A 25,862-nucleotide genomic window follows, 5' to 3' on the forward strand; every position below is an offset into this window, starting at 1 on the left:
GGGTGCTCGAATGAAGGGGTGAACTCCGGACCATCCGAGGAGCGGGGCCGGCCCATCGGCCGCCGCGTCCTGCTCGGCACCCTCGGCCTCGGCGCCCTCGGCGTGCTCACCGCACCCACCCTGCAGCGCGGCCTGGAGGCCGTGCTCGGCGCCGCCTCCGACAAGGACCCCACCGGCCTGACCGGCCTGCTGCCCAACGGCGGCGGCTTCCGCTACTACTCGGTCGCCGCCTCCGTCCCGCACCGCGGCCCGGCCGACTACCGGCTGACCGTCGACGGCCTGGTCGACCACCCGGCCACGTACACGCTGGCGGAGCTGCGGGCCCTGCCGCAGACCCGCGTGGTGCGCGACGTGCAGTGCGTGACCGGCTGGCGAGTGCCCGGCACCCCCTTCGAAGGGGTGCGGCTGTCCCGGCTGCTGGACGCGGCCGGTGTGCGCTCCTCGGCGCGGGCGGTGCGCCTCACCTGCTTCGACGGCGCCTACTCGGAGAGCCTCACCCTCGACCAGGCCCGCCGCGCCGACGTCCTGGTCGCGCTGCGGATGCGGGACAAGGACCTCGGCCACGACCACGGCGGCCCGGTCCGCCTGTACGTCGCCCCCATGTACTTCTACAAGTCCGCCAAGTGGCTCTCCGGCATCACCGTCACCGACGAGGTCCGGCCGGGCTACTGGGAGGAGCGGGGCTACGACGTCGACGCCTGGGTCGGCCGGTCGAACGGACGCGACGATGAGCCTACGAGCTGAGACCCCCGCCCCGCCGGACGCGGACGTCCACCGCTTCGGCCCGGCCCAGCGGTGGGCGCACCGGAGCACCGCCGCGCTGATGGGGGTGTGCGTGGCGACGGCGGCCTGCCTCTACGTGCCGCAGCTCGCCGAACTCGTCGGCCGGCGCGAGCTGGTGGTCCGCCTCCACGAGTGGGCCGGGCTGGCGCTGCCGGTGCCGGTCCTGCTGGGCCTGGCCTCCCGCGCCTTCCGCGCCGACCTGCGGCTCCTCGACCGCTTCGGCCCGCACGACCGGATCTGGCTGCGGGCCGCGCTGCGCCGCGACCGGCGCCCCGCCTCCCGCCCGGCGGGCAAGTTCAACGCCGGGCAGAAGATCTACGCCGCCTGGATCGCCGGGGCCGCGCTGGTGATGCTGGGCACGGGCCTGCTGATGTGGTTCACCCACCTCACCCCGCTGATGTGGCGCACCAGCGCCACCTTCGTGCACGACTGGCTGGCCCTGACCATCGGCATCGTGCTGGCCGGCCACATCGGCATGGCCCTCGGCGACCCGGAGGCCCGGCGCGGCCTGCGCACCGGCTCGGTGAGCCGGGAGTGGGCGGAGAGCGAACACCCGCTGTGGAGGCCGTGACACTGCCCGGGCGCCGGAGGACGGTGCGACAAGGCGGCGGCGCCTCACCGTCGTGGATGAGGCGCCGCCGCCCAGCTCCGCATGACAGCCGTACCGAGCCTTCGCAGGGCCGCCGTACCCAGCCCTAGATGATCAGGGACAGCAGCAGGACCAGACCGCCGGCGACCACCGAGATGACGGTCTCCATCACCGACCAGGTCTTGATCGTCTGGCCGACGCTCAGCCCGAAGTACTCCTTCACCAGCCAGAAGCCGGCGTCGTTGACGTGGCTGAAGAACAGCGAGCCGGCGCCGATCGCGAGGACCAGCAGGGCGGCGTGCGTGGTGGACATGTCGGCCGCCAGCGGCGCGACCAGGCCGGCCGCCGAGACGGTCGCCACGGTCGCCGAACCGGTGGCGAGCCGGATCGCCACCGCGATCAGCCAGCCCAGCAGCAGCGCCGGGATCGACCAGTCCTTGGACACGTCCAGGATCATCTGGCCCACACCGCAGTCGATCAGCGTCTGCTTGAAGCCGCCGCCCGCGCCGACGATGAGCAGGATGCCGGCGATGGGCGCGAGGCCCTTCTCGACGAGACCCGATATCCGTTCCTTGCCGAACCCGGCCGGCCGGAGCAGCGTGAAGATGCCGAGCAGCACGGCGGCGAGCAGGGCGATCAGCGGGGACCCGACCACGTCGAAGACGCGCTGCGTGGTGTTGGCCGGGTCGTCCACGACGATGTCGACCAGGGCCTTGGCGAGCATCAGCACGACCGGGAGCAGGACGGTCGTCAGCGTGGCGCCGAAGCCGGGGCGGCGCTCCAGCTCCTCGGAGGGGCGCTGCGGGATCATGCGGTCGGGGGCCGGGACGTCCACCCAGCGGGCCGCGAAGCGCGAGAACAGCGGACCGGCGATGATCACCGTGGGAACGGCGACGAGGATGCCGAGCGCCAGCGTCACACCGAGGTTGGCCTTGACCGCGTCGATCGCGACCAGCGGGCCGGGGTGCGGCGGGATCAGGCCGTGCATCACGGACAGGCCGGCCAGCGCCGGGATGCCGATGCGCATGAGGGAGTAGTTGCCGCGCTTGGCGACCATCAGCACGACCGGGATCAGCAGCACGATGCCGACCTCGAAGAACAGCGGCAGGCCGATCACCGAGGCGATCAGCACCATCGCCCACGGCATGGCGCGGCCGCCGGCCTTCGCGAGGATGGTGTCGACGATCTCGTCGGCGCCGCCGGAGTCGGCGAGCATCTTGCCGAGGATCGCGCCGAGGGCGATCAGGACACCGACGCCGGCGACCGTGGTGCCGAGGCCGGTGGTGAAGCTGAGGATGGCCTTGTCGAGCGGCGCCCCGGCGATCGCTCCGAGCGCCAGCGACCCGATGGTCAGCGCCAGGAAGGCGTGCAGTTTGAACTGGGTGATGAGGACGACGATGACGGCGATGCCCGCCAGTACGGCGATGCCCAGCTGGGCGTGGCCGGCCGAGGTGATCGGCTGGACGGCGTCCGCTGCCAGCATCTCGACGCTGAGTCTGGTCACGGTGTTCCCTTGGATGAGGAGAGGAACTCTCGGTTTCGGGTTGGGGAGGGTCCTACGGGCCCGCGCCCTCGGAAGACGGCCGCAGGGGCCGCGTCCGTGGGGAGAGGGCTGCTTCCGGCGAGGGCCGGTTCCTACGGGGTCCGGGGGGCGGGACGGCCGAGGCCGTGCAGCGCGTCCACGGCGCGGGCGGTGATCTCCTCGGGGCTGCCCGAGACGTCCACCTCCACCCCGGTCTCGTCCCGCTCCAGCGGCTGGAGCGCGGCGAACTGGGAGTCCAGCAGTGCGGTGGGCATGAAGTGCCCCTGCCGGTGTGCCATCCGGTCCTCGATGAGCGTGCGGTCGCCCGTGAGGTGCACGAAGACGATGCCGGGAGCCGCGGCCCGCAGCCGGTCGCGGTAGGCCCGCTTCAGCGCCGAGCTGCTGACCACCCCGCCGAGCCCCGCCCGTCCGTGCGCCCAGGCGCCGATGGCGTCGAGCCACGGCCAGCGGTCGTCGTCGGTGAGCGGAGTGCCGGCCGTCATCTTGGCGATGTTGGCCTGGGGGTGGAAGTCGTCGCCCTCGGCGTACGGGACGCCGAGCCGGGCCGCGAGCAGGGGACCGATGGTGGTCTTGCCGGTGCCTGCGACCCCCATGACCACGACGACTCGGGGGGTACTCATTGCTGCCTCGCTGTCTTCGTCGACACGTGATGTCGACGCAACTGAAACCGATTAGGTACGACGAATTCAAGAGTCTGTGACAAATAAGTCTGACTTTTTGAGTCCGTGATCCACCCCGTACGCTGAGTGCATGAGCACACCGGGCCGGGGGCTGCACGGCCATGTACTGGACACCCTCGGCCCCGCGATCACCGCGGGGGAGTACCCGCCGGGCAGCGTGCTGCGCACCGACGAGCTGGCCCAGCGCTTCGACGTCTCCCGCTCCGTCATGCGCGAGGCGGTCCGGGTGCTGGAGTCCATGCACCTGGTCGAGTCGCGCCGCCGCGTCGGCGTGACCGTGCGGCCCAGGTCCGAGTGGAACGTCTACGACCCCCAGGTCATCCGCTGGCGTCTGGCGGGCGCCGACCGCCCGCGGCAACTGCGCTCGCTGACCGTGCTGCGCTCGGCCGTCGAGCCGGTCGCCGCGGGCCTCGCGGCGAAGCACGCCACGTCCGAGCAGTGCGCCGAACTCACCGAGTGCGCGCTCGGCATGGTGGCCAACTCACGCGGCCACCGGCTGGAGGGGTATCTGGTCCACGACATCGCCTTCCACCGCGTGATCCTGACCGCCTCCGGCAACGAGATGTTCGCCCGCCTCGGTGACGTCGTCGCCGAGGTGCTGGCCGGGCGCACCCACCACGAGGTCATGTTCGAGGACCCCGACCCGGCCGCCGTCACCCTCCATGTGCGGGTCGCCGAGGCGGTACGGGCCAGGGACGCGGCCCGCGCCGAGCAGCTGACCCGCGAGATCACCGAGGGCGCGCTGCAGGAGCTGGACATCCTGGCGCCGTAGCGCACGGGGGCCTGGGGAGCCCTGGACGTCAGTCCAGGAAGTCCCCGTCCACGTACGTCCACGCCCCGTCCACCCGCTCGAAGCGGCTGCGCTCGTGCAGCGCGCCCCCGCGGTAGGAGGCACGGAACGTGACGGTCCCGGCGGAGTGGAACGCGGAACCGTCCGTGGTGCCGAGGATCTCCAGACCGGTCCACCGCATCGGCGGGTCGAAGTCGATCCGCGCGGGCCGCGTCCGCGGATGCCACGTCCGCAGCAGATAGCCGGCGTCCTGCCGCACGAAGGCCGTGTAGCGCGACCGCATCAGCGCCTCGGCGGTCGGCGCGGCGACGGCGCCCGTGTGGTGGCGGCCGCAGCAGGCGTCGTAGGGACGGGGGAGTCCGCAGGGGCAGGAACGCGTGGTCATGGGCCCATTCTGCCCGTGCGGCGCACGCGGGTCGGATGCACAGTGGAAGGGGGTGTCGCACCCGTGTTCCGTCGCCGCCCCTGGGTCCCCTGCTTCGCACCGGAGTGAGGAGAGACGGACGATGACTCGAACCGACGGCAGCCGGCCCGCGTCCGTCAAGGAGTGGCGGCTGAACCTGTACCTGTCCGAGCACGATCCGGACACCACGGCCCGGATCATTCTGGACACCGGGGACAACGTGCTGGAGAGCCGCGCGGAGGCGCGCCGGAACCCCTATGACCGGGCGGTGCCCGAGATCGGCGACGAACTCGCCGCCGGGCGCGCCCTGATCGCGCTGGGCCGCCGGCTGCTGCGCGCCGCCGCGGGCGACATCAAGGCGGTGGGAGCGCCCGAGGCGACCCCTCCCATGCCCCTGTGGTCGCCCAGGGAATGACGTCGCCGGGGGAGCGTCGCCGCCCGGGCCGTGACGGTCGCCCAGGGAACGAAGGAGCTGCACCGTGCTGTTCACGGATCGTCTGGAAGCGGGAAGGCGGCTGGGCGCCCGCCTCGAATACCTGAGGGGCCAGGACATCGTGGTGCTGGGGCTGCCCCGGGGAGGCGTGCCGGTGGCCGCCGAGGTCGCCGCCGCGCTCGACGCGCCCCTGGACGTCTGCCTGGTGCGGAAGCTGGGCGTGCCCTACCAGCCCGAGCTGGGGATGGGCGCGATCGGCGAGGACGGCGTGCGCGTGATCAACGACCAGGTGGTGCGCGAGACCGGTGTCTCGCCGGCCGACCTGGCGCTGGTCGAGGAGCGCGAGCGCGACGTGCTGGAGCGGCGGGCCGCGCGGTACCGGGGGGAGCGCGCGCCGGTCAGCGTCGCCGGGCGGACCGTCGTGGTGGTCGACGACGGTGTGGCCACCGGGTCGACCGCGCGGGTTGCCTGCCGGATCGCCCGGGCCCGGGGCGCGGCGCACATCGTGCTCGCGGTGCCCGTCGCGCCGCGGGACTGGACCGTGCGGCTGGCCGGGGAGGCCGACGAACTGGTCTGCGTGGACACCCCCCGGGGCTTCTACGCCATCGGCCAGTTCTACGACGACTTCACCCAGGTCGAGGACGAGGAGGTCACCGCCGTCCTCCGGCGGGTGGCGGCCCGGTCCGACGCGGCCGCCGGGCAGGTGGACCGGGAGGTGGAGATCACGGCCGGCGCCGTGCGGGTAAGCGGGCGGCTCACCGTGCCCGCGGGCGCGACCGGCGTCGTCATCTTCGCGCACGGCAGCGGCAGCAGCCGGCACAGCCCGCGGAACCGGTTCGTGGCCTCGGGGCTGAACCGGGCCGGACTCGGCACCCTGCTGTTCGACCTGCTCACCGAGGCCGAGGAGCGCGACCGGGCCAACGTTTTCGACATCGATCTGCTGGCCGAGCGGTTGGTCGGCGCCACCGCCTGGCTGCGCGAGGAGCCCGACGCCGAGGGACTCGCCGTCGGCTACTTCGGCGCCAGCACCGGCGCGGCCGCCGCCCTGTGGGCCGCCGCGGAACCGGACGCGCGTCCCGCCGCGGTCGTCTCCCGCGGCGGCCGGCCCGACCTGGCGGGGCCGCGTCTGAGCGCGGTGACCGCGCCCACGCTGCTCATCGTCGGCAGCGCCGACCTGACCGTGCTCGAGCTCAACCGGCAGGCACAGGCCCTGCTGCGCTGCGAGAACCGGCTCGCGGTCGTCCCCGGCGCCACCCACCTGTTCGAGGAGCCCGGCACCCTGGAGGCGGTCACCGAACTGGCCCGCGACTGGTTCACCGACCACATGGCCCCGGCCCACGTGTGACGCCCCCCGGCCGTGTGCCGGGCGCCCCGGCCGCTTGACGCCCCCTGGCCGTGTGCCGGGCGCTCCGGCCGCTTGACGGCCCCCGGCCCCCGGCCCACGGGCGGCGGCCCCGGCACCCGGCACCTCGCCCCGTGCCGAGAACGCGCGGGACGAGGTGCCGGGTGCCGGGGCCGCGTGCCCGGTGAGCGGGGCTACAGCCCCTGGGAGAGCAGGAGTTCGTGGGCCAGGCGGGCGCCCTTGGCCGCCTCCTCCGGCGGGGTGTCCTGGGAGGGGACGCTCTCCAGGCCCCGGGCGAGCGCCCGGACGGCGCCGGCCAGGGTCGCCACCTGGGACTCCAGCTGACTCAGCCGCTCCTCCGGGCTCTTGGCGGTCTGCGCGGCGGCAGGGGCGGGGCGGGCCTCGGTGTCCGTCTCGCCGGACTGGTTCGGCGTCATGTCGGGCCTTCTTTCTGGGTCTTGGCCGACCGGGCGGGGCTAATCGGCGGGGGTGATCAGGCCGTAATGGCCGTCGTAGCGGTGGTACAGGACGTTTCCGCGTCCCGTCGTGGTGTCGCTGAAGAAGACGAAGGGGAACCCGGCGGCGTCGAGCCGCTGCTTGGCCTCGTCCACCGTCAGCCGGGGGGCGGGCTGTTCACTGACGGTCAGCGGTACGGCCGCGTCGCCCGGCGGAGCGGCGGGAGGACGTACGGCGGCCAGCCGGTAGCCGGTCGGGCCGCCCCGGTACAGCACGCTGTCCTCGCCGCTGGACAGGTCGGTGAACAACTGGAAGTCGTAGTCCATCGTCTCCATCTCGAACGCGGCCTCGTCCGGCGTCTCCCGGTCCAGCGAGAAGGACTTGTGCCGCACGACCCGCCGTTCCTCGGGCGGGCGCGGGAAGTGGTCGGGGCGCTGGGTGGGCTCGTCGCCGTGCCGCCACTCGTGCGGCTCCACGGCCGATGTCCGGCCGCGCCGGGCCTCCCAGTGCCGCTCCAGCCGCTCCAGCCGTTCGGCGAGCCGGTCCTGGAGCCGGTCGACCGCCTCCGTGAGGGTCGTGGCGGCGACGTGGGCCCGCGCCTGGCGCCCGTTGACGTCCGCGTTGACCTGGGCCAGCGCCGGCCGTTCCAGGGCGGGATTCTCCATCAAAGTCAGTCTGACCCGGGCGTACAGAATGGGTTCCCGGGTGTGTCCGAGGACCGCCCCCACCTTTTCCTGCGCGTACTCCACGGCGGACCGCGGTGCCCCTCCCCGGGCCTCCACCTGAATCTCCGGAGCGCGCTGTGGTGCCGCTGGTTTCATGGCAGCCTCCTGTTCCGGAAGGTGTCGCCTCTCCAGGCTTGTCGTCCTCCGGTGGGATGTGGAGGGCCGAAGGTCCCCGGACTCCCGGGACGGCAGCCCGCCACGCCCGGCGGCCCGCGGCTTGTTAGCTTGGAAGCATGAAGCAGGGCACGGTCACCCTCTTCCTCGCAGGTGACGTCATGCTCGGCCGCGGCGTCGACCAGATCCTCCCGCACCCCGGTGCTCCCGTCCTGCGGGAGGACTACCTGCACGACGCCCGCGACTACGTCCGCCTGGCGGAGGCCGTGAACGGCCCGATCCCCCGGCCGGTGGACTTCTCCTGGCCCTGGGGTGAGGCGCTGGCCGTCCTGGACCGTGTCGCCCCGGACGTACGGGTGGTCAACCTGGAGACCGCCGTGACCCGGGACGGGGACTTCGCACCCGGCAAGGCCGTCCACTACCGCATGCACCCCGACAACCTGCCCTGCCTGGCGACGGCCCGCCCCGACGTGTGCACGCTGGCCAACAACCACGTGCTCGACTTCGGCCCGCTCGGCCTCCTGGAGACGCTGGAGACGCTGGCCGCGGCGGGGCTGCGCACGGCGGGGGCGGGCCGTGACCTCGTCGCGGCGCGGCAGCCGGCGATCGTCCCGCTGGAGGCGGGCGGGCGGGTGCTGGTCTTCTCCTTCGGCATGCCGTCCAGCGGGATCCCGCACGGCTGGGCCGCCACCGGCGAGCAGGCCGGGGTCGATCTCGTCGCCGCGCCGACGGCCGAGGCCGCGGCAGGCTTCGCCGACCGCCTGCGGCAGATCGAGCGGCCAGGCGACCTCGTGGTCGCCTCGGTCCACTGGGGCTCCAACTGGGGCTACGCGCTCGCCCGCGACGAGGTCCGCTTCGCCCACGCGCTCGTCGACGCCGGTGCGGCCGTCGTCCACGGGCACTCCTCGCACCACCCGCGCCCCCTGGAGCTCTACCGGGGCAGGCTCGTCCTGTACGGCTGCGGCGACCTCGTCGACGACTACGAGGGCATCGGCGGCTACGAGCGCTACCGTGACGACCTGCGGCTGCTGTACCTGGTGTCGGTCGAGTCCGGCACCGGACGGCTGACCGGTCTGCGGATGGTGCCCCTCCAGGCGCGCCGGATGCGCCTCGAACACGCGTCCGCCGAGGACACCGCATGGCTGCGCACCGTCCTCGACCGGTGCGGCCGCGACCTCGGTACCCGGGTCGGCCTCGGGGACGACGGCACCCTCACGCTCGGGTCCGTACCGGCCGGCGCGGCGCCGTAGCGGCGGGACGCGAGGACGCCGGCCCGCGAGGGCGGCGGGGCGGAGCCGCCGCGGGGCCGGGACACCCGGCGGCGCTCAGGACCGCCCGCTCCCGCGCAGGAACCGCCGCAGCCGGCTCAGCGGCCAGGCGTTGACGACGTCGTCCGGGGTGAGCCAGCCGCGCTGCGCCGTGCCCACGCCGTAACGCAGGTACCCCAGCTGCGGAACGGAGTGGGCGTCGGTGTCGACGGCGAACTTCACGCCGTACCGCCTGGCCCGCAGGATGTCCTCGTCGCCCAGGTCGAGGCGGTCGGGCTGGGCGTTGACCTCCAGCGCGGTGCCGGAGCGGGCGCACGCGTCGAACACCTCGTCCCAGTCGGCGTCGACGCCCGCCCGGCGGCCGATCAGCCGGGTCGTCGGATGGCCGAGGACGTGCACGTGCGGGTTCTCGCAGGCCCGCACCAGCCGCTCGGTCATCGCCTTGCGGTCCAGGTCGAAGTGGGAGTGCAGGGACGCCACACAGAGGTCGAAGCCGGCCAGGAAGTCGTCGGGCCAGTCCAGCTCGCCGTCGGGACCGATGTTGAGCTCCGTGCCGTGCAGCAGCCGCATCCCGTGGTGGGTGCCGTCCAGGGCCCGCAGCCGTTCCCGCTGGGCGAGGATCTTCTCGTCGGTCATGCGCTGCATGTACAGGCGCGGCGCGTGGTCGGTGACCGCGTAGTAGGCGTAACCGCGTTCGGCGGCGGCCGCGACCATGGTCTCCAGTGGTGCGAGCCCGTCGGTGAGGTCGGTGTGGGTGTGCAGGTCCCCGCGGATGCCGCGCTCGGTCACCACCTCGGGCAGCTCGCCCCGCTGGGCGGCCTCGATCTCCCCGCGGTCCTCGCGCAGCGTGGGCGGGATCCACGGCAGGCCGAGCCGGGCGTAGACCTCCTCCTCCGTGCGGGAGGCGACCGACTCCCCGCTCTCCACGTCGAACAGGCCGTACTCGGAGAGCTTCAGGCCCTGGCGGACGGCGAGGGTGCGAGTACGGATGTTGTGCGCCTTGGAGCCGGTGAAGTACTGCAGGCCCGCGCCCCATGAGGCCGGCGGCAGCACGCGCAGGTCGACCTGGACGCCCCGGGAGGTGCGCACCGACGTCTTCTTCTGGCCGTGCGCGATCACCTCGGCGGTCACCGGAAGCGCGGTGAGGGCGTCCATGAACGGGGTGGACGCGCGCGCGGCGACGAGCACGTCGATGTCGCCGACGGTCTCCTTCATCCGGCGCAGCGAGCCGGCGTACGCGCAGCGGCGGCACCCGGTGACCCGGGACAGCTCGCCGACGATCTCCTCGGCGGTGTCCAGGGCGACGTGCAGGGGGATGCGGTCCCCGGTCCGCCGCAGCAGTTCGATGCCGTGCAGGATGTTCTCCTGGGTCTTCGCGCCGAAGCCCTTCAGGTCGCGCAGCGCGTCCGAGGCGATCGCCGCGGCGAGTTCGTCCACCGAGGAGATGTGCAGGTCCTGGTGGAGCCGCAGCGCCTTCTTCGGGCCGAGCGTGGGGACGGTGATCAGTTCCCGCACCCCGGCCGGGATCTTCGCCCGGCGTTCCTCGACCACGGCGACGCTGCCGGTGCGCAGGTACTCGAGCACCTTGTCGGCGATCGACCGGCCGACGCTGGGGATCTCCCGCAGCCCGTGCGCGTCCAGATGGGAGATGTCGACGGGGTACCCGCCGATCGCGCGCGCGGCCTTCTCGTAGGCGCGCACCTTGAAGGCGTCGCCTCCCGTGATCGCGACGAGGTCCGCGTACTCCTGGAGGAGCGCCTCGACCTCCTCGTTGGGCCGGGCCACCCCTCAAGTCTAGGGGGGCGTTCGGACCAGGTCGGATCAGGCCGCGGCGTCCGGTGCTGGGGGCACCTCCCCCGCCGTTGAGGCTGTGGGGGAGCGTCGCAGGGCGGAGGACCGCCCGCGTACCGGACGTACCCGGGTGGTCCGACAACGTGCGGCGAGGTGCCGTGCCGGGCGTCGCGGACCCGGGCTGATCCAAACGAACCCCCCTGGGAAGCGACGCGCTCAGCGGGCGAGCCGTGGGCGCGCGGGGTGGAGGACGGCTGGAGTCTCGCTCGGGGGGCCGTCCACGGCCGTGGCCCGGCGGGGCCCGGTCTGTAACGCTCGGCCGAGAGGTTCCACGGGCCAGGAGGGACCGTCGCCGGTCTCTCGACACTCTGCACGGGGGAGTTGCGCATGCCCAACACCACATCGTCCGTCGACCACCTCCCGGAGACCGCGCCGGCGCCCCCGCAGGGCGCCCAGGCCGCCGTGGGAACCCTGCTCCGCCAGCTGGTGCTGGCCACCGGACCGCTCACGGTGCTCCAGGCGGGCTGCTCACACGAGTCGACCGTCGTCCGGCTCGCCCAGGCGCTGAGCGAGAACGGGCGCGGCCGGGTCGTGTGCTGCGAGCCGGAGGGCGCGCGGGCGGCCGCGGCGGCCGCGGCGATCGAGGCGGCGGGACTCGGACGGTACGCCGAGGTGCGGGCGGGCAGCCCCGAGCGGACGCTGCCCGGCGTGCCCGGACCGGTCGACCTGCTGCTGCTCGACGGCCGGCCGGAGTCGTACCTTCCGCTGCTGAGGCTGCTGGAACCCCGGATGCTGCCGGGGGCCGTGGTCGTGGCCTGCGGAGTGCGTCAGGTCGCCCGGCGCTGCGCGGAGTTCCTCACCCACCTGCGCCTGCCCGGCGGCGGCTACGTCTCGCTGCCCCTCCCGTTCGGCGCCGGCCTGGAAATGGCCGTCTGCGCCCGCTGAACCGTCGCGTCGCCTCCCGCCGCGGCGCACCGCGCACCGACGCGCCGCGCACCGCGCCCCGGCGCACCGCACACCGCGCACGAGTCTCTCCACCGCGCACCGCAACCGAAGGGAACGATGTGTCCCCCCGCGTGTACACCACCTCGCCCGTGCGGCGGGCGCTGGTCCGCCACCTCCTGCGGCCCGCGCTGCGGGCGCTGACCGCGCTCGGCAGCATGCACGTGGCCACCTTCTGGCACCCCGAGCTCGGCTCCCCGCCCCTGCCGTGGTTCTGCGACGACGGCACCGAGGAGCTCCGGCGCCTCCTACAGGCAGGCTCGAGCGCCGTTCCAGACACGCCCGAAAGCCTGACGACGACACCCACCCCGCGACCCTTCCGAGGAGAGTTGTGATGAGCGACGAGCGTCTGGTCGGCACCTGGACCACTCAGCTGGACGACGACGGCAAGGCGGTCCCCGGGCTGGTCTCCTTCTCGGCCGACGGCGGGGTCGTCTCGACCCAGCTGAACACCAAGAACATCGGCCTGGGCACCTGGCGCTCCACCGGCCCGGACACCTTCGAGTACGGCTTCCACATCCTCGCGGCCGACCCCGAGGGCAACCACGTCGGCGAGGCCCACGTCCGGGTCGAGGGCGAGTTCGTCTCCGCCACCGCCTGGCAGGGGACGGGCGGTGCCCAGTTCTTCGACCCGCAGGGCACCGAGCTGCGCGGCCACTCCGGGTCCAAGGTGACCGCCGAGAAGTTCGGCGTCGACGACTGATGCTGCGCGACCGTCTGAGGGGGGAGCTGGTGGAACCCGCCGACCCGGGCTTCCCACTGGCCAGGCAGCTGCAGAACACCGAGTACGACACGGTCCGGCCGCACGCCGTCGCGTACTGCGAGTCGGAGGACGACGTCGTGGCCTGCCTGCGGCACGCGCGCGAGCACGGGCTGCGGGTGCACGTGCGGGGCAACGGCCACAGCATGAACGGCTGGTCGACCGGCGAGGGCCTGGTCGTGGACCTGTCCCGGATGAACCACGCCCTGGCCGACGGCCCCCTCGTCCGGCTGGGGGCGGGCACGCAGTCGCTGGACGCGCTGGACGCGCTGAAGCCGCAGCGCCGCCAGATCGTCACCGGCACCTTTCCCACCGTGAGCGCCGGCGGCTTCCTGACCGGTGGCGGAATCGGCTGGCAGACACGGAAGTTCGGGGTGGCCAGCGACCGGATCGCCGCGGCCCGCGTGGTGCTGGCCGACGGCCGCACCGTGCGCTGCTCCGCGACCGAGGAACCGGATCTGTACTGGGCGCTGCGTGGCGGCGGTGGCGGCAGCTTCGGCGTCGTCACGGAGTTCGCGGTGCGTCCCGTCGACGCCCCGGTGATGACCGGCTTCGAGACGCTCTGGGCGTACGAGGACGCCGTGGACGTCCTCACCGCCTGGCAGGAGTGGTGCGTCGAGGGCCCCGACGAACTCGGCACCTCCCTGGTCGTGCTGCCCGGCATGTTCGGTCCCGGCGGCCGTCCGGTGGTCCGGGTGTGGGGCGTGCACCTGGGCCCGACCGAGCAGCTCGCCGCCGAGCTGGACGCCCTCGCGGAGCGTGCCGCGGCCAAGCCGCTGAGCCGGACCGTGGGGCCCCGGGGCGTGTACGCCGACGTGATGCACGAGGCACTGTGCGGTTCGAAGACCGTGGCGCAGTGCCACCGCACCGGTTCGGGCCCCGAGGCCGAGGGACACCGCCATCCGTACACCCGGCAGAGCTACCGGCTGACCGCACGGGCCGCCACCCGCGCCCAGTCGGCGGCGCTGCTCGACGCCTGGGACGCCACGCTCGACCGGGAGGGCCGGGAGAGGTACCTGCTGTGCATCGCACTCGGCGGCGCCGCCAACCGGGTCCCGCGGACGCAGACCGCCTATGTGCACCGGGACGCCCGCTTCCTGATCGGCTATCAGATGGCCTGCCGGGACGTGGCGGCCGACCCGGGGGCCGAGGCCCGGCTCACCGCCTGGGCCGACCGCGCGGCCGGGGCGCTCGCCCCGCTCGCCTGCGGCTCGTACATCAACTTCCCCAGTTCCCGGGTGAGCGAGGACTGGGAGACCGACTGCTTCGGCGAGAACCGCGCCCGGCTGCTGGAGGTGAAGCGGGCGTACGACCCGGAGAACTTCTTCCGGCACGCACAGAGCATCGGCGGCCGGCCCCCGACGACCAAGGTGGCTTCATGAGGACCGATCTGCAGGACAAGGTGGTGCTGGTCACCGGTGCCTCCTCGGGCATCGGCCGGGCGACGGCCGTGGCGTACGGCGAGGAGGGCGCCCGCGTCGCGATCACCTACCACAGCAACGAGGACGGCGCCCGGGAGACGGCCCGGCTGGTGACCGAGGCGGGCGGCACGCCCCTCGTCGTGCGCTACGACCTCGCCGACGAGCGCTCGATCCGGGACGCCGTCGGGCGGGTCGCCGAGGAGTGGGGCGGCATCGACGTCCTGGTGGCCAACGCCGTGGTGTGGAGCGAGGCGATCCCGCGCCCCGGCCGGCCGGTCCCGCGCTTCGAGGACGTACCGGCCAAACAGTGGCAGGAGGTGCTGCACACCTCCGTCGAGGCGGTCTTCCACACCGTCCAGGCCGTGCTGCCGTGGATGCGGGGCCGCGACTGGGGCCGCATCGTGCTGATCGGCGCGGGCCTCGCGGACGCGGGCAAGCCGGGCGCCGGAGCCTACGGGGCCGGCAAGTCGGCGCTGTTCGGGCTGACGCGCAGCCTCGCCTGGGAGCTGGGACCCGAGGGGATCCTGGTCAACATGGCCGTCCCGGGCCAGACGGCCACCGAGACGGTACGCGCCAACGTGCCCGCCTCCTTCCTGGAGGAGAAGGGCAGGAGCCTGCCCTCCGGGCGGATGTCCGAGCCGCGGGACGTGGCCAACGCCGTGGTCTTCCTCGGCTCCGCGGCCAACGGCAACACCAACGGCGAGACCCTCCGCGTCACCGGCGGAGCCTGACCCTCCCGCCACCCCTCACCAGGCCCCGTCGCTCTCCAGGGATCTTCCAAGCCCCCTCGAGAGCGGCGGGGCTCAATGGCGTGCGTCGCGATACGACTTGAGGAGGCACCCATGACGGAGACCACCAGCCCGCCCACCGGGAGCGAGGCGCCGGCCTACCCGATGACCCGGAGCTGCCCGTACCAGATGCCCGTCGGCTACGAGGAGTTGCGGGAGCGCGCGCCCCTCACCAAGGTCACCCTGTACGACGGACGCCAGGTGTGGCTGGTCGCCGGGAACGAGGTGGGCCGGGCCCTCTTCCCCGACCCGCGCCTGTCCTCCGACGTCCTGCATCCCAACTTCCCCTTCCTCGCCCCCCGGATCGCCGCCCAGACGCAGCAGCGGGCCGCGCCGCCGCTGGTCGGCGTCGACGACCCCGAGCACGGACGGCAGCGGCGCATGGTGATCCCCGGCTTCGGGATCCGGCGGGTCGCCGCGCTGCGCCCGGAGATCGAGCGGATCGCCGACGCGCTGATCGACGAGATGCTCGACCGGGGCAGCCCCGCCGAACTGCTCTCCCAGTACGCGCTTCCGCTGCCGTCCGCGGTGATCTGCGCGCTGCTCGGCGTGCCGTACGAGGACCGCGGGTACTTCGACGAACGCTCCCGGCACGTGCTGTCCTCCTCCGGCGAGGGAGAGGCGGAGCTGGCCCGGACGGCCTTCACCGAGATCCTCACCTATCTGCACGACCTGATCCAACGGAAGGAGAAGCAGCCGGGCGACGGCCTCGTCGACGACCTCATCGCCCACCAGCTCGCAGAGGGCGCCCTCGACACCCACGAACTCGCGATGATCTGCTCGCTGCTGCTGGTCTCCGGCCACGAGACCACGTCCAACATGATCGCGCTCGGCACCGTCACCCTGCTCGAACACCCCGACCAGCTCGCGATGCTGCGGGCGGACGACACCCTGCTGCCGGGCGCCGTCGAGGAGTTGATGCGGTTCACCTCCATCGGCGACGTGCTGATGCGGGTGGCGGTCGAGGACATCGAGATCGCCGGGCAGACCATCCGCGCCGGGGACGGAGTCGCCATGTCGACGATGCTGATGAACCGCGACCCCCGGGCCTGGGAGAACCCCGACTCCTTCGACATCACCCGCTCCGCCGGCCGGCACGTCGCCTTCGGCTACGGCATCCACCAGTGCATCGGCCAGAACCTGGCCCGGGCCGAGATGGAGATCGCCTTCCGCACCCTCTTCCGGCGCATCCCGGGGCTGCGGGTGCCGGTCCGCGCCGACCGGCTGCCGCTGAACCCCCCGTACGTGCTCCAGGGCGTCGCCGAACTCCCCGTCGAGTGGTGACGGAGGACCAGGTGACCATCAGCATCGCGACGGACCGCTGCATCGGCGCCGCCATGTGCGCCCTGACCGCGCCCGAGGTCTTCACCCAGGACGACGACGGCGTGAGCCGGCTGCTCCCCGGCGCGCCGGACCGCGCCGCGGACGGCCGGGTCCGGGAGGCCGCCCGGGCCTGCCCGGTCCAGGCCATCACCGTCCACGAGGCCTGAGCCGCCCGTCCCGCCGCCGTGAACCGGTGTCGAGCTGCCCTCGACGGCGCTTCGAGAGCGGCGGGACAGGGTGTCGGACATGGAGATTCGCAGCCTCGACGGTGACGACCCGGCGACCCTCGCCGCCCTGCTCCCCGGGTTCCGGGAGACCATGCGCCTGGAACTGCCCGCGGACCCGCCGGTGACCGAGGCGCTGCTCGCGCGGCTGTTCCAGCGCCGCCACGGCACGGAGCGGATCGTGCTCGCCGCCTACGACGGGAACACCCCGGCCGGAGTGCTGAAACTCGGCCTCGACCTGGGGGACCCCTCCGGCCCGGGGCACGGTTCGCTCTGGGTCTTCCCCGGCTTCCGCCGGCGCGGCGCGGGCCGGGCGCTGGCCACCGCGGGCCGCTTCGCGCTGCGCGACCGCGGACGCGACCTGCTCCTGGCCGACGCTCCCGCCGGGGCGGCCGCGGAGCGCTTCGCCGCGGCGCTCGGCGCGGAGCGCACCGCCGAGACCGTGCGCAACCGGCTGCGCCCGGCCGGCCCCGCCCGCGAGGCGCTGCGCGCCGCGGCGGCCCGCCCCGTGCCCGGCTACCGCCTGGTGCACTGGACCGGTCCCTGCCCCGACGACCTCGTCGACTCCTACGCCCGCGCCTGGAGCGCCCTGGACGAGCGGGTCAACGGCCAGGCCCGGGTACGCCGTCCGGCGGCCGCCGACGTACGGGCGCGGGAGGCCGAGGCGGCCCGCGCGGGACACCGGCCCCACGCGGTGGCGGCGCTGCCCGAGGACGGCGGCGGCGTCGTCGCCTACAGCACCCTCTTCGTGCGCGACAGCCCGATGGCGGACGCCGGCGAGACGCTGGTGCTGCCGGAGCACCGGCGACGGGGCCTCGCCACCCGGCTGAAGGCCGAGCTGCTGCTGCGGGCGGCCCGGGAGAACGAACACCTCGCGCTGGTCCAGGTGTTCAACGACACCGGCAACACCGCCGTCGTCGCCCTCAACCGCAAGCTCGGCTTCGAGGCCGACTCCCACTGGACGACGTACGCGCTCAAAGTCTGAGCGACCGGCGGACCACCCACCGGTCCCCGCTGATCCGAGAGGAACCCATGACCACTGTGAGCCCCTTCGGGCAGCGCGCGCGCAACGCGGACCTGGTGCGTGATCTGTACGAAGTGCTGTACCGCGAGCACCGCTTCGAGGAGGCCGGCCGCCTCTTCCACGCCGGACACGTCGACCACGATCCGCTGGCCGGACCCGCCGCGGGCGGCCCCGTCGGCCACTTCCGGGCCCTGACCGAACGGTTCTGGGGCCTGCGCGCGGACATCGACCACCTGGTCGCCGACAACGACCGGGTGATGCTGTTCGCGACCTGGACCGGGCGGACCCCCTCCGGCGGCGATCTGCGGCTGCACACCGCCGAGTTGTACCGCACCCAAGACGGCCGCATCGCCGAGCACTGGAACGTGGCCGACCGCGACGTGCTCGCGGCCCACGGCGTGCCCGGACTCGAGGGCGACGGCGAACAGCCCGCCGCGCCCGGCCTGCACGGCCCGCACAGCGCCGTCGAACAGGCCAACGCCGAGCTGGTGCTCGGGGCCTACCGCGAGGTCTTCAGCGAGCACCGGCTGGAGCTCGCCGACCGCTACTACCATCACGACTACCGGCACCACAACATGCGCACCGACGCGGTGCCGGACGGGCTCGACGCCTTCAAGGCGTTCTTCGCGGACAACATCGCCGCCTTCCCCGACCTGGTCACCACCGTCGACCACATCGTCGCCGCCGAGGACCGGGTGATGGTCCTGGTGACCTGGACGGGCACCCTCACCGGGGCGTGGAGCGGCGGCGGACCCTCCGACCTGCCGCTGCGGATGCGCACCTGCGACCAGTTCCGGATCGAGGCCGGCAAGGTGGCCGAGCACTGGGAGGTCGTCGACTACCTGGCGCTGCGCCGGGCGGGGCTGCCGACCCCGTGAGCGCCGCCGCCGTCCCGACCGAGACCGAACGAGAGGGCTCCGCGATGAGTTCCAGTGACGCACCCGTACTGATCGTGGGCGGCAGCCTGGTGGGCCTGTCCGCCGCCGTCTTCCTCGCCCACCACGGGGTCCGCTGCACCCTGGTGGAGCGCCACCCGGGCACCTCCATCCATCCGCGCGCGGTGGGCTACTACCCCCGCACGGCGGAACTGCTGCGCCAGGCCGGCGTCGAGGACGCCGCCCTGCGGGAGGCCGCGGGCTTCGAGGCGCACCGCACCCGCGCCGGAGTGACCTCCCTCGCCGGTGAGGTGCTGTTCAGCAAGGAGGAGCTGGAGGGCGGCGACGAGCTGGGCGACCTCACCCCGTCCCGGCTGCTGCTGCTGCCGCAGGACCGGCTGGAGCCGCTGCTGCGCGACCGTGCCGTGGAGCTCGGCGCCGACCTGCGCTTCGGCACGGAGCTGCTGTCCTTCGCGGAGGACCCGGACGGGGTCACCGCCGTCCTCGCCGACGGCGACGGCGACACCCGCACCTTCCGCAGCGACTACCTGGTGGCCTGCGACGGGCCGCGCAGCACCGTGCGCGAGGCGCTCAAGGTGCCGCGGCGGGGCCGCGGGGTACTGTCCCGCCATGTGAGCATCGCCTTCGGCGCCGATCTGCGCCCGGTGCTCGGCGACCGCCGCTACAGCGTCGTCCATGTGAAGAACCCCGACGTCATGGGAATCCTGGTGCACGACGACACCCTGACCGGGGGCACCCTGATCGTCGGCTACCGTCCCGAGGACGGCGAGAGCCTGGACGACTTCACCGACGCCCGCTGCGCCGAGCTGGTCGCCGCCGCCGTCGGCTCGCCCGAAGTGGAGGTGACGATCCGCTCCCGCTTCCCCTGGGACATGGCGGAGCAGGTCGCCGAGGAGTTCGTGCACGGACGGGTGCTGCTCGCCGGGGACGCCGCGCACGTCGTTCCGCCGACCGGCGGGTACGGCGCCAACACCGGCATCGCCGACGCCCACAACCTCGCCTGGAAGCTCGCCCTGGTCGTCGACGGCGTCGCCGGAGCGGACCTGCTCCGGACGTACGACGCCGAGCGGCGGCCGGTCGCCGCGTACACGGCGGAGCAGGGGTCCCTGCAACTGGCCGTGCGCTCCGGCAGCGCCACCCCGGAGCAGCAGGCGGCCACGGCGGACGCGCTGACGGTGACGATGGGCCAGGCCTACCGGTCCACCGCGGTGGTCCCGGAGCCGGGCGCCGAGGCGCTCCCGGCGCCCGCCGACCCCCGGACGCTGCGCGGCCGGGCGGGCACCCGGGCGCCGTACGTGGTGCTGGCGCGGGACGGCGCGCCGGTCCCGACCCTCGACCTGTTCGGCAGCGGCTTCGTGCTGCTGGCCGGGGAGCGGGGCGGGGAGTGGCTGACGGCGGCCGCGGCCGCCGCCGCCGCGCTCGGGCTCAAGCTGACCGCGCGCCGGGTGGTGCCGGGCTCGGGCGGCGGGTCGGGGACCCTGGCGGACCCGGACGGCCAGTGGGCGGAGCGCTACGGCGGTCTGGCGCCCGAGGGTGCGGTGCTGGTGCGGCCGGACGGGGTCGTCGCCTGGCGTTCGCCGGGCGCGGACCCCGCGGGGGAGGAGGCCGCGGTCCTGACGGCCGTGCTGCGGACGGTGCTGGCACGGGGCTGACGCACCGGGCCGGGGGAGCGGCACGCACGCCGCACCCCCGGCCCGTTCGCCGTGTGCCGGCGGTTCCGGCGCCGGGTGCCTCACGGCCCGGTCGCCGAGTGCCGCCGGGTCAGGCCGACTCGGCGGCCTCCTGCTGCAACTCGCCGATGGAGTCGACGTACTTGATGAGCAGCCGGGCGAACTCCAGCCGCTCCTCGTCCGGCCAGTCCCGGGTGATGCGCTCGAACGCCGAGCGCTGGTGGCTGCGGAAGCGGGCGAGCATCTCGTGTCCGTCGGGGGTGAGCTGGAGGATCGTCCGGCGTCCGTCGCGCTGCGAGGCGGCGCGGACCAGGTAGCCGGCCGTGATGCAGTCGGAGACCATCCGGCTGGCCACGGAGGGGTCGACCGCCAGCCGCTCGCCGACCACGCCCACGGTGATCTCCTGGCCCTCGTGCTCGGGGCCGTCCTGGACGATGTTGAGCACGAGTGTCCTCGTCATGTCCTTGCGGGACACCTGCTTTTCGACATTCAGGGCCTGGGTCCGCCGCAGGCGCGAGAACGCGGGTCCCACGGCGTCGAGCAGTTCCGATGCCCGCGGCGGACTCTGTGTCGAAGTCTCCATGCACGCATTCTAGGCGACTTGATTACGTCGAGCGAGCATCTGTATGCTCTCAATCTACTGCATGTGTGAAAACATATATCTGCTCGCCAGCACATAAGCTGGCGCCGAGCGAGAGGAACTCGCCGTGTCAACGGGGAAGACTGAGCGGGACTACGACTTCGACGTGCTCGTCGTCGGCGGCGGGCCCGTCGGCATGCTGCTCGCCGCGGAACTGCGCATCTCCCGGGTCCGGGCCGTGGTGCTCGAGCGCCTGCCCGAGCGCACCCCGCACTCCAAGGCCTTCGGCCTGCACGCCCGCTCCCTGGAGTCCCTCGACCGGCGCGGCCTGGTCGGGCGCTTCCGCGAGGGCGCGCGCTCCTGGAACAACGGTCACTTCGCGGGCCTCGACGAATGGGTCGACTTCTCGGCCCTGGACAGCTCCCACGCCTACGCGCTGCTCTCGGAGCAGACCAGGACCGAGCGGCTGCTGGAGGAGCGCGCCGCCGAGGTCGGCACGGAGATCCGGCGCGGCCACGAGGTCACGGCCGTACGCCAGGACGCCGATGGCGTCGAGGCGGACGTGACCGCCCCCGACGGCGCCTACACGCTGCGCGCCCGCTACGCGGTGGGCTGCGACGGCGGGCGCAGCCTGGTCCGCCGGGAGGCCGGCATCGCCTTCCCCGGCACCGGCGGCCGCGTCACCGCCCGCCTCGGCGACGTGAAGCTCGCCGACCGGGAGAACGCCCCGATGGGCATGGAGCGCACCGAGCGCGGCCTGCTCTTCTGCGTCCCGCTGGACGACACCTACCACCGCGTGTCCACCTTCGACTTCCACGCCGAGCGGGAGCCCGGCACGGAGCTCACCCTGGACGAGCTCACCGCGAGCCTGCGCGAGATCTGGGGCAGCGACCTCGGCGCGCACGACCCGCGCTGGCTCTCCGTCTTCACCGACTCCGCCTGCCAGGCCGACCGCTACCGCGAGGGCCGGCTGCTGGTCGCGGGCGACGCCGCCCACACCCACTTCCCGGTCGGCGGCCAGGGGGTCAACCTCGGCCTCCAGGACGCCTTCAACCTCGGCTGGAAGCTCGCGGCCACCGTCCACGGCTGGGCGCCCGAAGGACTGCTCGACACCTACGACCGGGAGCGCCAGGCCCCGGCCCGCAAGGTGCTGGCCAACACCCGCGCCCAGATCGCGCTGATGAACCCGGACCCGTACGTCACCCCGCTGCGTGAGCTGTTCACCGACCTCATGCGCAAGGACCAGGTGAACCTGTACCTGGCCCAGATGCTCAGCGGCGTCACCGTCCGCTACGAACTCGACGGCCCCGCCCACCCGATGCTCGGCGACTTCGCCCGCGACCTGCCGCTGCGCACGGAGGACGGCGAGAAGACCCTGCCGGAGTACCTGAAGCGGGGCACCGGCGTGCTGCTCGACCTGACGGGCCGTCCGGAGATCGGCCAGGTCTACGAGAAGTGGGGCGCCGGCGTCTCCTGGGCAGGCCGCGTCCGCCACGTCCGTGCCGAGTGCGGCCAGGAGCGGGAGCTGTCCGGCCTGCTGGTCCGTCCCGACGGGTACGTCGCCTGGGCCGCGGACCGGGACATGCCGGAGGCGGAGCTGCGCGAGTCGCTGGGCAACGCGCTGGCCACGTGGTTCGGCACCGTCTGACGGGCCGCCGGTCCCGTCATGTCATTACCTGAGAGGAGCATCGTGAGTGCGCCGCCCTGGTCGAAGGAACTGCTGCGGAAGAGCGACCTCATCACTCCGATGGCGATCAGGGTGGCCGCGACCCTGCGGCTCTCCGACCACATGGCGGCCGGCGCGGTCACCGTCGACGCGCTGGCCCGGGAGACCCACGCCGACCCGGACGCGCTGCGCCGCCTGCTCGGCCACCTGGTGACGGCCGGGCTCTACCGGGAGCTCCCCGAGGGCGGGTACGAGCCGACCGGGCTCGGCGACCTGCTGCGCGGCGACGCCCAGGGCTCGGGCCGCGACTGGCTCGGCCTGGACGGGCCGACCGGCCGGGGCGAACTCGCCTTCTTCCGCCTGCTCGACGCCGTCCGCACCGGCACCCCCGTCTACGCGGACCTCTACGGCCGCGACTTCTGGACGGACGTCGAGGCGGACCCCGTGGCCGCCGAGTCCTTCGGCCGGCGGATGGCGGCGAGCATGGAGTGGGTGACCCCCGCGCTGCTGGCGCAGGGCGACTGGCGGGGCGTCCGGCACGTCGTCGACGTCGGCGGCGGCAGCGGCGCGCTGCTCGCGGCCGTGATCGCCGCCGCGCCCGGCGCCCGGGGCACGCTCGTCGACCTCGAAGGACCCGCCGGGGCGGCCGAGTCGGACTTCGAGGCGGCCGGTCTGCGGGAGCGCTGCCGGGCGGTCGTGGGCAGCTTCTTCGAGCCGCTGCCGCCCGGCGCCGATGTGTACCTGCTGGCCAACGTGCTGCTGAACTGGCCGGACGACCAGGCCGGGACCATTCTGCGGCGCTGCGCCGAGGCCGTCGCCCCGGACGGGCGGGTCATGGTCGTCGAGGGCCTGCTCGACATGCAGACCGACCAGACCGATCTGGACCTGCGGATGCTCGTCTATCTGGGCGGGCAGATGCGCACGACGGGCCGGCTGCGCGAGCTGGGGGCCGCGGCCGGGCTCGCGCTGCGCCGGGTCACCAGCCTGGGCCCGGTCCGCTCGCTCGCCGAGTTCACCCCGGCCTGAGCCGCCGCCCACCGGCCCGCCGCCCCGTCCACCCGGCCGCAGCCCCCGTCCGTCGGTCCGCAGTCCGGCCACCGCACCCCCGCCGCCACCGGAGACCACCCGCACCAGCCCCGTACGAACCGACCCGCACGAACCGACCCGCACGACCCCGTACGAGCCCTTACGGCCCCGCACGACCCCACCCCCACGCGCACCGCGCGATCGACCCGAGCACGACCCGTACCACGAGCACCATTCCCCCCATCAGCAAGAGGAGCACGTTCATGCGAATCGTCCGTCACCACGAGTTCGGCGCCCCGTCGGTGCTGCGAGTCGAGGAGGCAGACAAACCGGCGCCCGGCCCCGGCGAGGTGCTGATCCGCACCGAAGCCGTCGGAGTCAACTTCGCCGAGTGTCAGCGCCGCCAGGGCATCCCGGTGGGCGGCCCCGCCGTCCTCCCCGGATCCCCGGGCGGCGACGTGGCAGGCACCGTCGAGGCCGTGGGCGAGGGCGTCACCCAGGTCCGCCCCGGGGACCGCGTGGTCACCGGCGTCGGCGCCGACGGGTACGCCGAGTACGTCGTCACCCGCGCCGACTGGCTGTTCGCCATCCCCGAGGGCATCGACGCCGGCCAGGCCACGTCCCTGCCGATCCCGGCGCAGACCGCCTACCACGTCATCGTCACGGCCGGCCGGCTCCGGGAAGGGGAGTCGGTGCTCATCACGGCCGCGGCGGGCGGCATCGGCCACCTGCTGGTGCAGATGGCCAAGGCGCTCGGCGCGGGCAGCGTGATCGCCGCCGCGAGCAGCCGGGACAAGCTGGACTTCGCCGCCTCGCTCGGCGCCGACGTCACCGTCGACTACAGCCAGGAGGGCTGGGAGGAGAAGGTCCTCGCCGCCACCGGTGGGCAGGGCGTCGACCTGGTGCTGGAGACCGTCGGCGGCGACGTCCTCACCAAGAGCGTCAACCTGACCGCCGCCTTCGGCCGGACCGTGGTCTACGGCACGGCCGGCGGAGAGGTGCCGGCGGTCGAGGTCCGCGACATCTTCGACAACCGCACCGTCATGGGCTTCAGCATGTGGGGCGTGATGCGCCACCGGCCCGACGCCATGGCCGAGGGTGCGCGGGAGCTGCTGGACATGGTGGCGTCGGGCAAGGTCCGGCCCGTCGTGCATGCCGAGCTGCCGCTCGAAGAGGCCGCCGCCGCCCACGAATTGATGGAGGCACGCGCCCAGCTCGGGCGGGTGGTCCTCGTCCCCTGAGCCGTCGGCGCTTTTCCGCGTTCAAAGGGCTTGCGCACCGTGCACGGATATGTAGACTCTCATACACGTGCATGAGTGCATATAAATTGTAACCCGGATCCCTGGGCGGAGCCGCGGCACGGCCGCGGCTCGAAAGTCACTTCCTAGTTGGGAGAACACCATGCGAATCGTCCGCCACTACGAGCACGGCGCCCCGTCGGTGCTGCGTGTCGAAGAGGCGGAGAAGCCGCAGCCCGGACCGGGCGAAGTGCTGATCCGCTCCGAGGCCGTCGGTGTCACCTTCGCCGAGGTCCAACGGCGCCAGGGCATCCCGATCGGCGGTCACGCCGAGCTGCCCGGCGCCCCCGGCGGCGACGTCGCCGGCACCGTCGAGGCCCTCGGTGAGGGCGTGGCCAACCTCCGCGTCGGCGACCGTGTCGTCGTCGACGTGGACCGCGGTGCCTACGCCGACCACGTCGTCGCCGACGCCGCCTGGGCCATCTCCATCCCGGCCACCATGGACGCCGCCGAGGCGACCCTGCTGCCCAGCCCGGCCCAGACCGCGTACCACGCGCTCAAGGAGGCCGGTCAGCTCAAGCCCGGCGAGACGGTGCTGATCGACGCCGCGTCCGGCGGTGTCGGCCACCTCGCCGTGCAGATCGCCAAGGCGATGGGCGCCGGCAAGGTCATCGCCACCGCCAGCACCCGGGCCAAGCTGGACTTCGTCCGCGAACTCGGTGCCGACGTCACCGTCAACTACACCGACGAGGACTGGGACGAGCAGGTCAAGGCCGCCACCGACGGCCGCGGCGCCGACGTCGTCCTCGAGACCGTCGGCGGCGACATCCTCACCAAGAGCATCGCCCTGACCGCCCAGTTCGGCCGGCTGGTCTTCTACGGTTCGGCCAGCGGCGACATCCAGCCGGTCAACCCGCTGATGCTCAGCCGGATGAAGACCGTCGCCGGCTTCGCGCTCTACGCGATGCTCTACAACAAGCCCGAGGCCATCGCCGCGGGACAGCGCGACCTGCTCGACATGATCGGCAGCGGCAAGGTGCGCCCGGTCGTCCACGAGCGGCTGCCGCTGACGGACGCCGTCAAGGCGCACGAACTGATGGAGGCGCGCGCCCAGCTCGGCAAGGTCGTCCTGGTTCCCTGACCGGGCCGGCCGGGCCGCTCCGACCGCCTCTCCCAGACGGTGGCCGGCCGCGCTGTCCCCCGGGTGCGGCCGGCCACTGCTCCACCCACCCGCACAGTGAAGTGAAGATCCCCTTTTCGGACAGCTCACGACGCCGGCCGCCCCGCGCGGCCGGCGGGACGGGGACGGAACACCACTCGTAGGGGC

General features: G+C 73.6%; 27 protein-coding genes. 20 read left to right on the top strand and 7 right to left on the bottom strand.

The features are described 5' to 3' along the window. The first annotated feature begins 18 nt into the window (after positions 1–18). Positions 19–744 carry a molybdopterin-dependent oxidoreductase gene (locus ACF1A5_RS16755; RefSeq protein ID WP_392193598.1) on the top strand — a complete coding sequence of 242 codons (726 nt, stop codon included), beginning with the start codon at positions 19–21 and terminating at the stop codon, positions 742–744. Further along, a complete protein-coding gene (locus ACF1A5_RS16760) occupies positions 728–1,354 on the top strand; it encodes a cytochrome b/b6 domain-containing protein (RefSeq protein ID WP_392193599.1) in 627 nt (208 codons plus the stop codon). The genes ACF1A5_RS16755 and ACF1A5_RS16760 overlap by 17 nt, the downstream gene beginning before the upstream one ends. A gap of 124 nt (positions 1,355–1,478) precedes the next feature. On the opposite strand, the gene ACF1A5_RS16765 is transcribed toward ACF1A5_RS16760, so the two are convergent. Together ACF1A5_RS16765 and ACF1A5_RS16770 are read right to left on the bottom strand one after the other, a co-directional pair. Then, the gene (locus ACF1A5_RS16765; protein WP_392193600.1) at positions 1,479–2,876 is read right to left on the bottom strand and encodes a GntP family permease; all 1,398 of its coding nucleotides are present in this window, start codon (positions 2,874–2,876) and stop codon (positions 1,479–1,481) included. 131 nt (positions 2,877–3,007) lie between these two features. Continuing rightward, positions 3,008–3,535: a gluconokinase gene (locus ACF1A5_RS16770; RefSeq protein ID WP_392193601.1), complete on the bottom strand. Its 528-nt coding sequence runs from the start codon at positions 3,533–3,535 to the stop codon at positions 3,008–3,010. 130 nt (positions 3,536–3,665) lie between these two features. On the opposite strand from ACF1A5_RS16770, the gene ACF1A5_RS16775 reads away from it, so the two are divergent. Then, positions 3,666–4,367 (top strand): FadR/GntR family transcriptional regulator, encoded by a 702-nt coding sequence (locus tag ACF1A5_RS16775; protein WP_392193602.1) that lies wholly within the window; start codon positions 3,666–3,668, stop codon positions 4,365–4,367. 28 nt (positions 4,368–4,395) lie between these two features. Here the strand turns inward: ACF1A5_RS16775 and ACF1A5_RS16780 are convergent, their stop codons facing one another. After that, complete coding sequence (locus ACF1A5_RS16780) at positions 4,396–4,770, bottom strand: YchJ family protein (RefSeq protein WP_392193603.1); 375 nt, start codon at positions 4,768–4,770, stop codon at positions 4,396–4,398. 121 nt (positions 4,771–4,891) lie between these two features. Between ACF1A5_RS16780 and ACF1A5_RS16785 the strand changes: the two genes are divergently transcribed. Beyond that, entirely contained in the window at positions 4,892–5,203 is a 312-nt protein-coding gene (locus tag ACF1A5_RS16785) for a dsRBD fold-containing protein (RefSeq protein WP_392193604.1), read from the top strand. A gap of 64 nt (positions 5,204–5,267) precedes the next feature. Next, positions 5,268–6,566, top strand: a complete 1,299-nt coding sequence (locus ACF1A5_RS16790) for a phosphoribosyltransferase family protein (RefSeq protein ID WP_392193605.1) — start codon at positions 5,268–5,270, stop codon at positions 6,564–6,566. 191 nt (positions 6,567–6,757) lie between these two features. Here the strand turns inward: ACF1A5_RS16790 and ACF1A5_RS16795 are convergent, their stop codons facing one another. Further along, the gene (locus tag ACF1A5_RS16795) at positions 6,758–7,000 is read right to left on the bottom strand and encodes a hypothetical protein (RefSeq protein WP_392193606.1); all 243 of its coding nucleotides are present in this window, start codon (positions 6,998–7,000) and stop codon (positions 6,758–6,760) included. A 39-nt stretch (positions 7,001–7,039) separates the two neighbouring features. Continuing rightward, positions 7,040–7,684 (bottom strand): sigma 54 modulation/S30EA ribosomal C-terminal domain-containing protein, encoded by a 645-nt coding sequence (locus tag ACF1A5_RS16800; RefSeq protein ID WP_392193607.1) that lies wholly within the window; start codon positions 7,682–7,684, stop codon positions 7,040–7,042. 293 nt (positions 7,685–7,977) lie between these two features. Here ACF1A5_RS16800 and ACF1A5_RS16805 point away from each other — a divergent pair, with 293 nt between their 5' ends. Next, positions 7,978–9,108, top strand: coding sequence for a CapA family protein (locus ACF1A5_RS16805; protein ID WP_392193608.1), 1,131 nt, complete (start codon positions 7,978–7,980; stop codon positions 9,106–9,108). Positions 9,109–9,183: 75 nt separating this feature from the next. Here ACF1A5_RS16805 and polX read toward each other — a convergent pair whose 3' ends face one another. Next, positions 9,184–10,911, bottom strand: coding sequence for a DNA polymerase/3'-5' exonuclease PolX (polX, locus tag ACF1A5_RS16810; protein WP_392193609.1), 1,728 nt, complete (start codon positions 10,909–10,911; stop codon positions 9,184–9,186). 393 nt (positions 10,912–11,304) lie between these two features. Here polX and ACF1A5_RS16815 point away from each other — a divergent pair, with 393 nt between their 5' ends. From ACF1A5_RS16815 to ACF1A5_RS16860, 10 genes are all read left to right on the top strand, one after another. Beyond that, positions 11,305–11,862 carry a class I SAM-dependent methyltransferase gene (locus ACF1A5_RS16815; RefSeq protein ID WP_392193610.1) on the top strand — a complete coding sequence of 186 codons (558 nt, stop codon included), beginning with the start codon at positions 11,305–11,307 and terminating at the stop codon, positions 11,860–11,862. A 119-nt stretch (positions 11,863–11,981) separates the two neighbouring features. After that, positions 11,982–12,254 (top strand): hypothetical protein, encoded by a 273-nt coding sequence (locus tag ACF1A5_RS16820; RefSeq protein WP_392193611.1) that lies wholly within the window; start codon positions 11,982–11,984, stop codon positions 12,252–12,254. Beyond that, complete coding sequence (locus ACF1A5_RS16825; RefSeq protein ID WP_392193612.1) at positions 12,254–12,622, top strand: hypothetical protein; 369 nt, start codon at positions 12,254–12,256, stop codon at positions 12,620–12,622. Before ACF1A5_RS16820 ends, ACF1A5_RS16825 begins: the two co-directional genes overlap by 1 nt. A gap of 29 nt (positions 12,623–12,651) precedes the next feature. Continuing rightward, positions 12,652–14,061: an FAD-binding oxidoreductase gene (locus tag ACF1A5_RS16830; RefSeq protein ID WP_392193613.1), complete on the top strand. Its 1,410-nt coding sequence runs from the start codon at positions 12,652–12,654 to the stop codon at positions 14,059–14,061. Then, positions 14,058–14,831 (top strand): SDR family NAD(P)-dependent oxidoreductase, encoded by a 774-nt coding sequence (locus tag ACF1A5_RS16835; protein ID WP_392193614.1) that lies wholly within the window; start codon positions 14,058–14,060, stop codon positions 14,829–14,831. Before ACF1A5_RS16830 ends, ACF1A5_RS16835 begins: the two co-directional genes overlap by 4 nt. A gap of 111 nt (positions 14,832–14,942) precedes the next feature. After that, entirely contained in the window at positions 14,943–16,172 is a 1,230-nt protein-coding gene (locus tag ACF1A5_RS16840; protein ID WP_392193615.1) for a cytochrome P450, read from the top strand. An 11-nt stretch (positions 16,173–16,183) separates the two neighbouring features. After that, positions 16,184–16,378: a ferredoxin gene (locus ACF1A5_RS16845; protein WP_392193616.1), complete on the top strand. Its 195-nt coding sequence runs from the start codon at positions 16,184–16,186 to the stop codon at positions 16,376–16,378. A gap of 79 nt (positions 16,379–16,457) precedes the next feature. Next, positions 16,458–17,420: a GNAT family N-acetyltransferase gene (locus ACF1A5_RS16850; protein WP_392193617.1), complete on the top strand. Its 963-nt coding sequence runs from the start codon at positions 16,458–16,460 to the stop codon at positions 17,418–17,420. A 47-nt stretch (positions 17,421–17,467) separates the two neighbouring features. Continuing rightward, positions 17,468–18,337: an ester cyclase family protein gene (locus tag ACF1A5_RS16855; RefSeq protein ID WP_392193618.1), complete on the top strand. Its 870-nt coding sequence runs from the start codon at positions 17,468–17,470 to the stop codon at positions 18,335–18,337. A gap of 44 nt (positions 18,338–18,381) precedes the next feature. Further along, on the top strand, positions 18,382–20,007 hold the full coding sequence (locus ACF1A5_RS16860; RefSeq protein ID WP_392193619.1) for an FAD-dependent oxidoreductase: 1,626 nt from the start codon (positions 18,382–18,384) through the stop codon (positions 20,005–20,007). A 109-nt stretch (positions 20,008–20,116) separates the two neighbouring features. Here ACF1A5_RS16860 and ACF1A5_RS16865 read toward each other — a convergent pair whose 3' ends face one another. Beyond that, on the bottom strand, positions 20,117–20,608 hold the full coding sequence (locus ACF1A5_RS16865) for a MarR family winged helix-turn-helix transcriptional regulator (RefSeq protein WP_392193620.1): 492 nt from the start codon (positions 20,606–20,608) through the stop codon (positions 20,117–20,119). A gap of 124 nt (positions 20,609–20,732) precedes the next feature. Between ACF1A5_RS16865 and ACF1A5_RS16870 the strand changes: the two genes are divergently transcribed. From ACF1A5_RS16870 to ACF1A5_RS16885, 4 genes are all read left to right on the top strand, one after another. After that, positions 20,733–22,253, top strand: a complete 1,521-nt coding sequence (locus tag ACF1A5_RS16870) for an FAD-dependent monooxygenase (RefSeq protein WP_392193621.1) — start codon at positions 20,733–20,735, stop codon at positions 22,251–22,253. Between the two features lie 42 nt (positions 22,254–22,295). Further along, positions 22,296–23,297: a methyltransferase gene (locus ACF1A5_RS16875; protein WP_392193622.1), complete on the top strand. Its 1,002-nt coding sequence runs from the start codon at positions 22,296–22,298 to the stop codon at positions 23,295–23,297. A 263-nt stretch (positions 23,298–23,560) separates the two neighbouring features. Further along, positions 23,561–24,538: a zinc-binding alcohol dehydrogenase family protein gene (locus tag ACF1A5_RS16880; protein ID WP_392193623.1), complete on the top strand. Its 978-nt coding sequence runs from the start codon at positions 23,561–23,563 to the stop codon at positions 24,536–24,538. A gap of 160 nt (positions 24,539–24,698) precedes the next feature. After that, on the top strand, positions 24,699–25,676 hold the full coding sequence (locus tag ACF1A5_RS16885; protein WP_392193624.1) for a zinc-binding alcohol dehydrogenase family protein: 978 nt from the start codon (positions 24,699–24,701) through the stop codon (positions 25,674–25,676). The last annotated feature ends 186 nt before the right edge of the window (positions 25,677–25,862 follow it).

Origin of the sequence: Streptomyces sp. NPDC014864, assembly GCF_043081525.1 — a bacterium.
GTDB lineage: Bacteria > Actinomycetota > Actinomycetes > Streptomycetales > Streptomycetaceae > Streptomyces.

Bases quoted from the DNA above. Each gene is read 5' to 3' on its own strand.
- ACF1A5_RS16800 (WP_392193607.1), bottom strand. From the start codon at position 7,684: ATGGAGAATCCCGCCCTGGAACGGCCGGCGCTGGCCCAGGTCAACGCG.
- ACF1A5_RS16840 (WP_392193615.1), top strand. From the start codon at position 14,943: ATGACGGAGACCACCAGCCCGCCCACCGGGAGCGAGGCGCCGGCCTAC.
- ACF1A5_RS16880 (WP_392193623.1), top strand. From the start codon at position 23,561: ATGCGAATCGTCCGTCACCACGAGTTCGGCGCCCCGTCGGTGCTGCGA.
- ACF1A5_RS16885 (WP_392193624.1), top strand. From the start codon at position 24,699: ATGCGAATCGTCCGCCACTACGAGCACGGCGCCCCGTCGGTGCTGCGT.
- ACF1A5_RS16805 (WP_392193608.1), top strand. From the start codon at position 7,978: ATGAAGCAGGGCACGGTCACCCTCTTCCTCGCAGGTGACGTCATGCTC.
- ACF1A5_RS16815 (WP_392193610.1), top strand. From the start codon at position 11,305: ATGCCCAACACCACATCGTCCGTCGACCACCTCCCGGAGACCGCGCCG.
- ACF1A5_RS16835 (WP_392193614.1), top strand. From the start codon at position 14,058: ATGAGGACCGATCTGCAGGACAAGGTGGTGCTGGTCACCGGTGCCTCC.
- ACF1A5_RS16775 (WP_392193602.1), top strand. From the start codon at position 3,666: ATGAGCACACCGGGCCGGGGGCTGCACGGCCATGTACTGGACACCCTC.
- ACF1A5_RS16770 (WP_392193601.1), bottom strand. From the start codon at position 3,535: ATGAGTACCCCCCGAGTCGTCGTGGTCATGGGGGTCGCAGGCACCGGC.
- ACF1A5_RS16860 (WP_392193619.1), top strand. From the start codon at position 18,382: ATGAGTTCCAGTGACGCACCCGTACTGATCGTGGGCGGCAGCCTGGTG.
- ACF1A5_RS16780 (WP_392193603.1), bottom strand. From the start codon at position 4,770: ATGACCACGCGTTCCTGCCCCTGCGGACTCCCCCGTCCCTACGACGCC.
- ACF1A5_RS16760 (WP_392193599.1), top strand. From the start codon at position 728: ATGAGCCTACGAGCTGAGACCCCCGCCCCGCCGGACGCGGACGTCCAC.
- ACF1A5_RS16865 (WP_392193620.1), bottom strand. From the start codon at position 20,608: ATGGAGACTTCGACACAGAGTCCGCCGCGGGCATCGGAACTGCTCGAC.
- ACF1A5_RS16855 (WP_392193618.1), top strand. From the start codon at position 17,468: ATGACCACTGTGAGCCCCTTCGGGCAGCGCGCGCGCAACGCGGACCTG.
- ACF1A5_RS16795 (WP_392193606.1), bottom strand. From the start codon at position 7,000: ATGACGCCGAACCAGTCCGGCGAGACGGACACCGAGGCCCGCCCCGCC.
- ACF1A5_RS16785 (WP_392193604.1), top strand. From the start codon at position 4,892: ATGACTCGAACCGACGGCAGCCGGCCCGCGTCCGTCAAGGAGTGGCGG.
- ACF1A5_RS16850 (WP_392193617.1), top strand. From the start codon at position 16,458: ATGGAGATTCGCAGCCTCGACGGTGACGACCCGGCGACCCTCGCCGCC.
- ACF1A5_RS16825 (WP_392193612.1), top strand. From the start codon at position 12,254: ATGAGCGACGAGCGTCTGGTCGGCACCTGGACCACTCAGCTGGACGAC.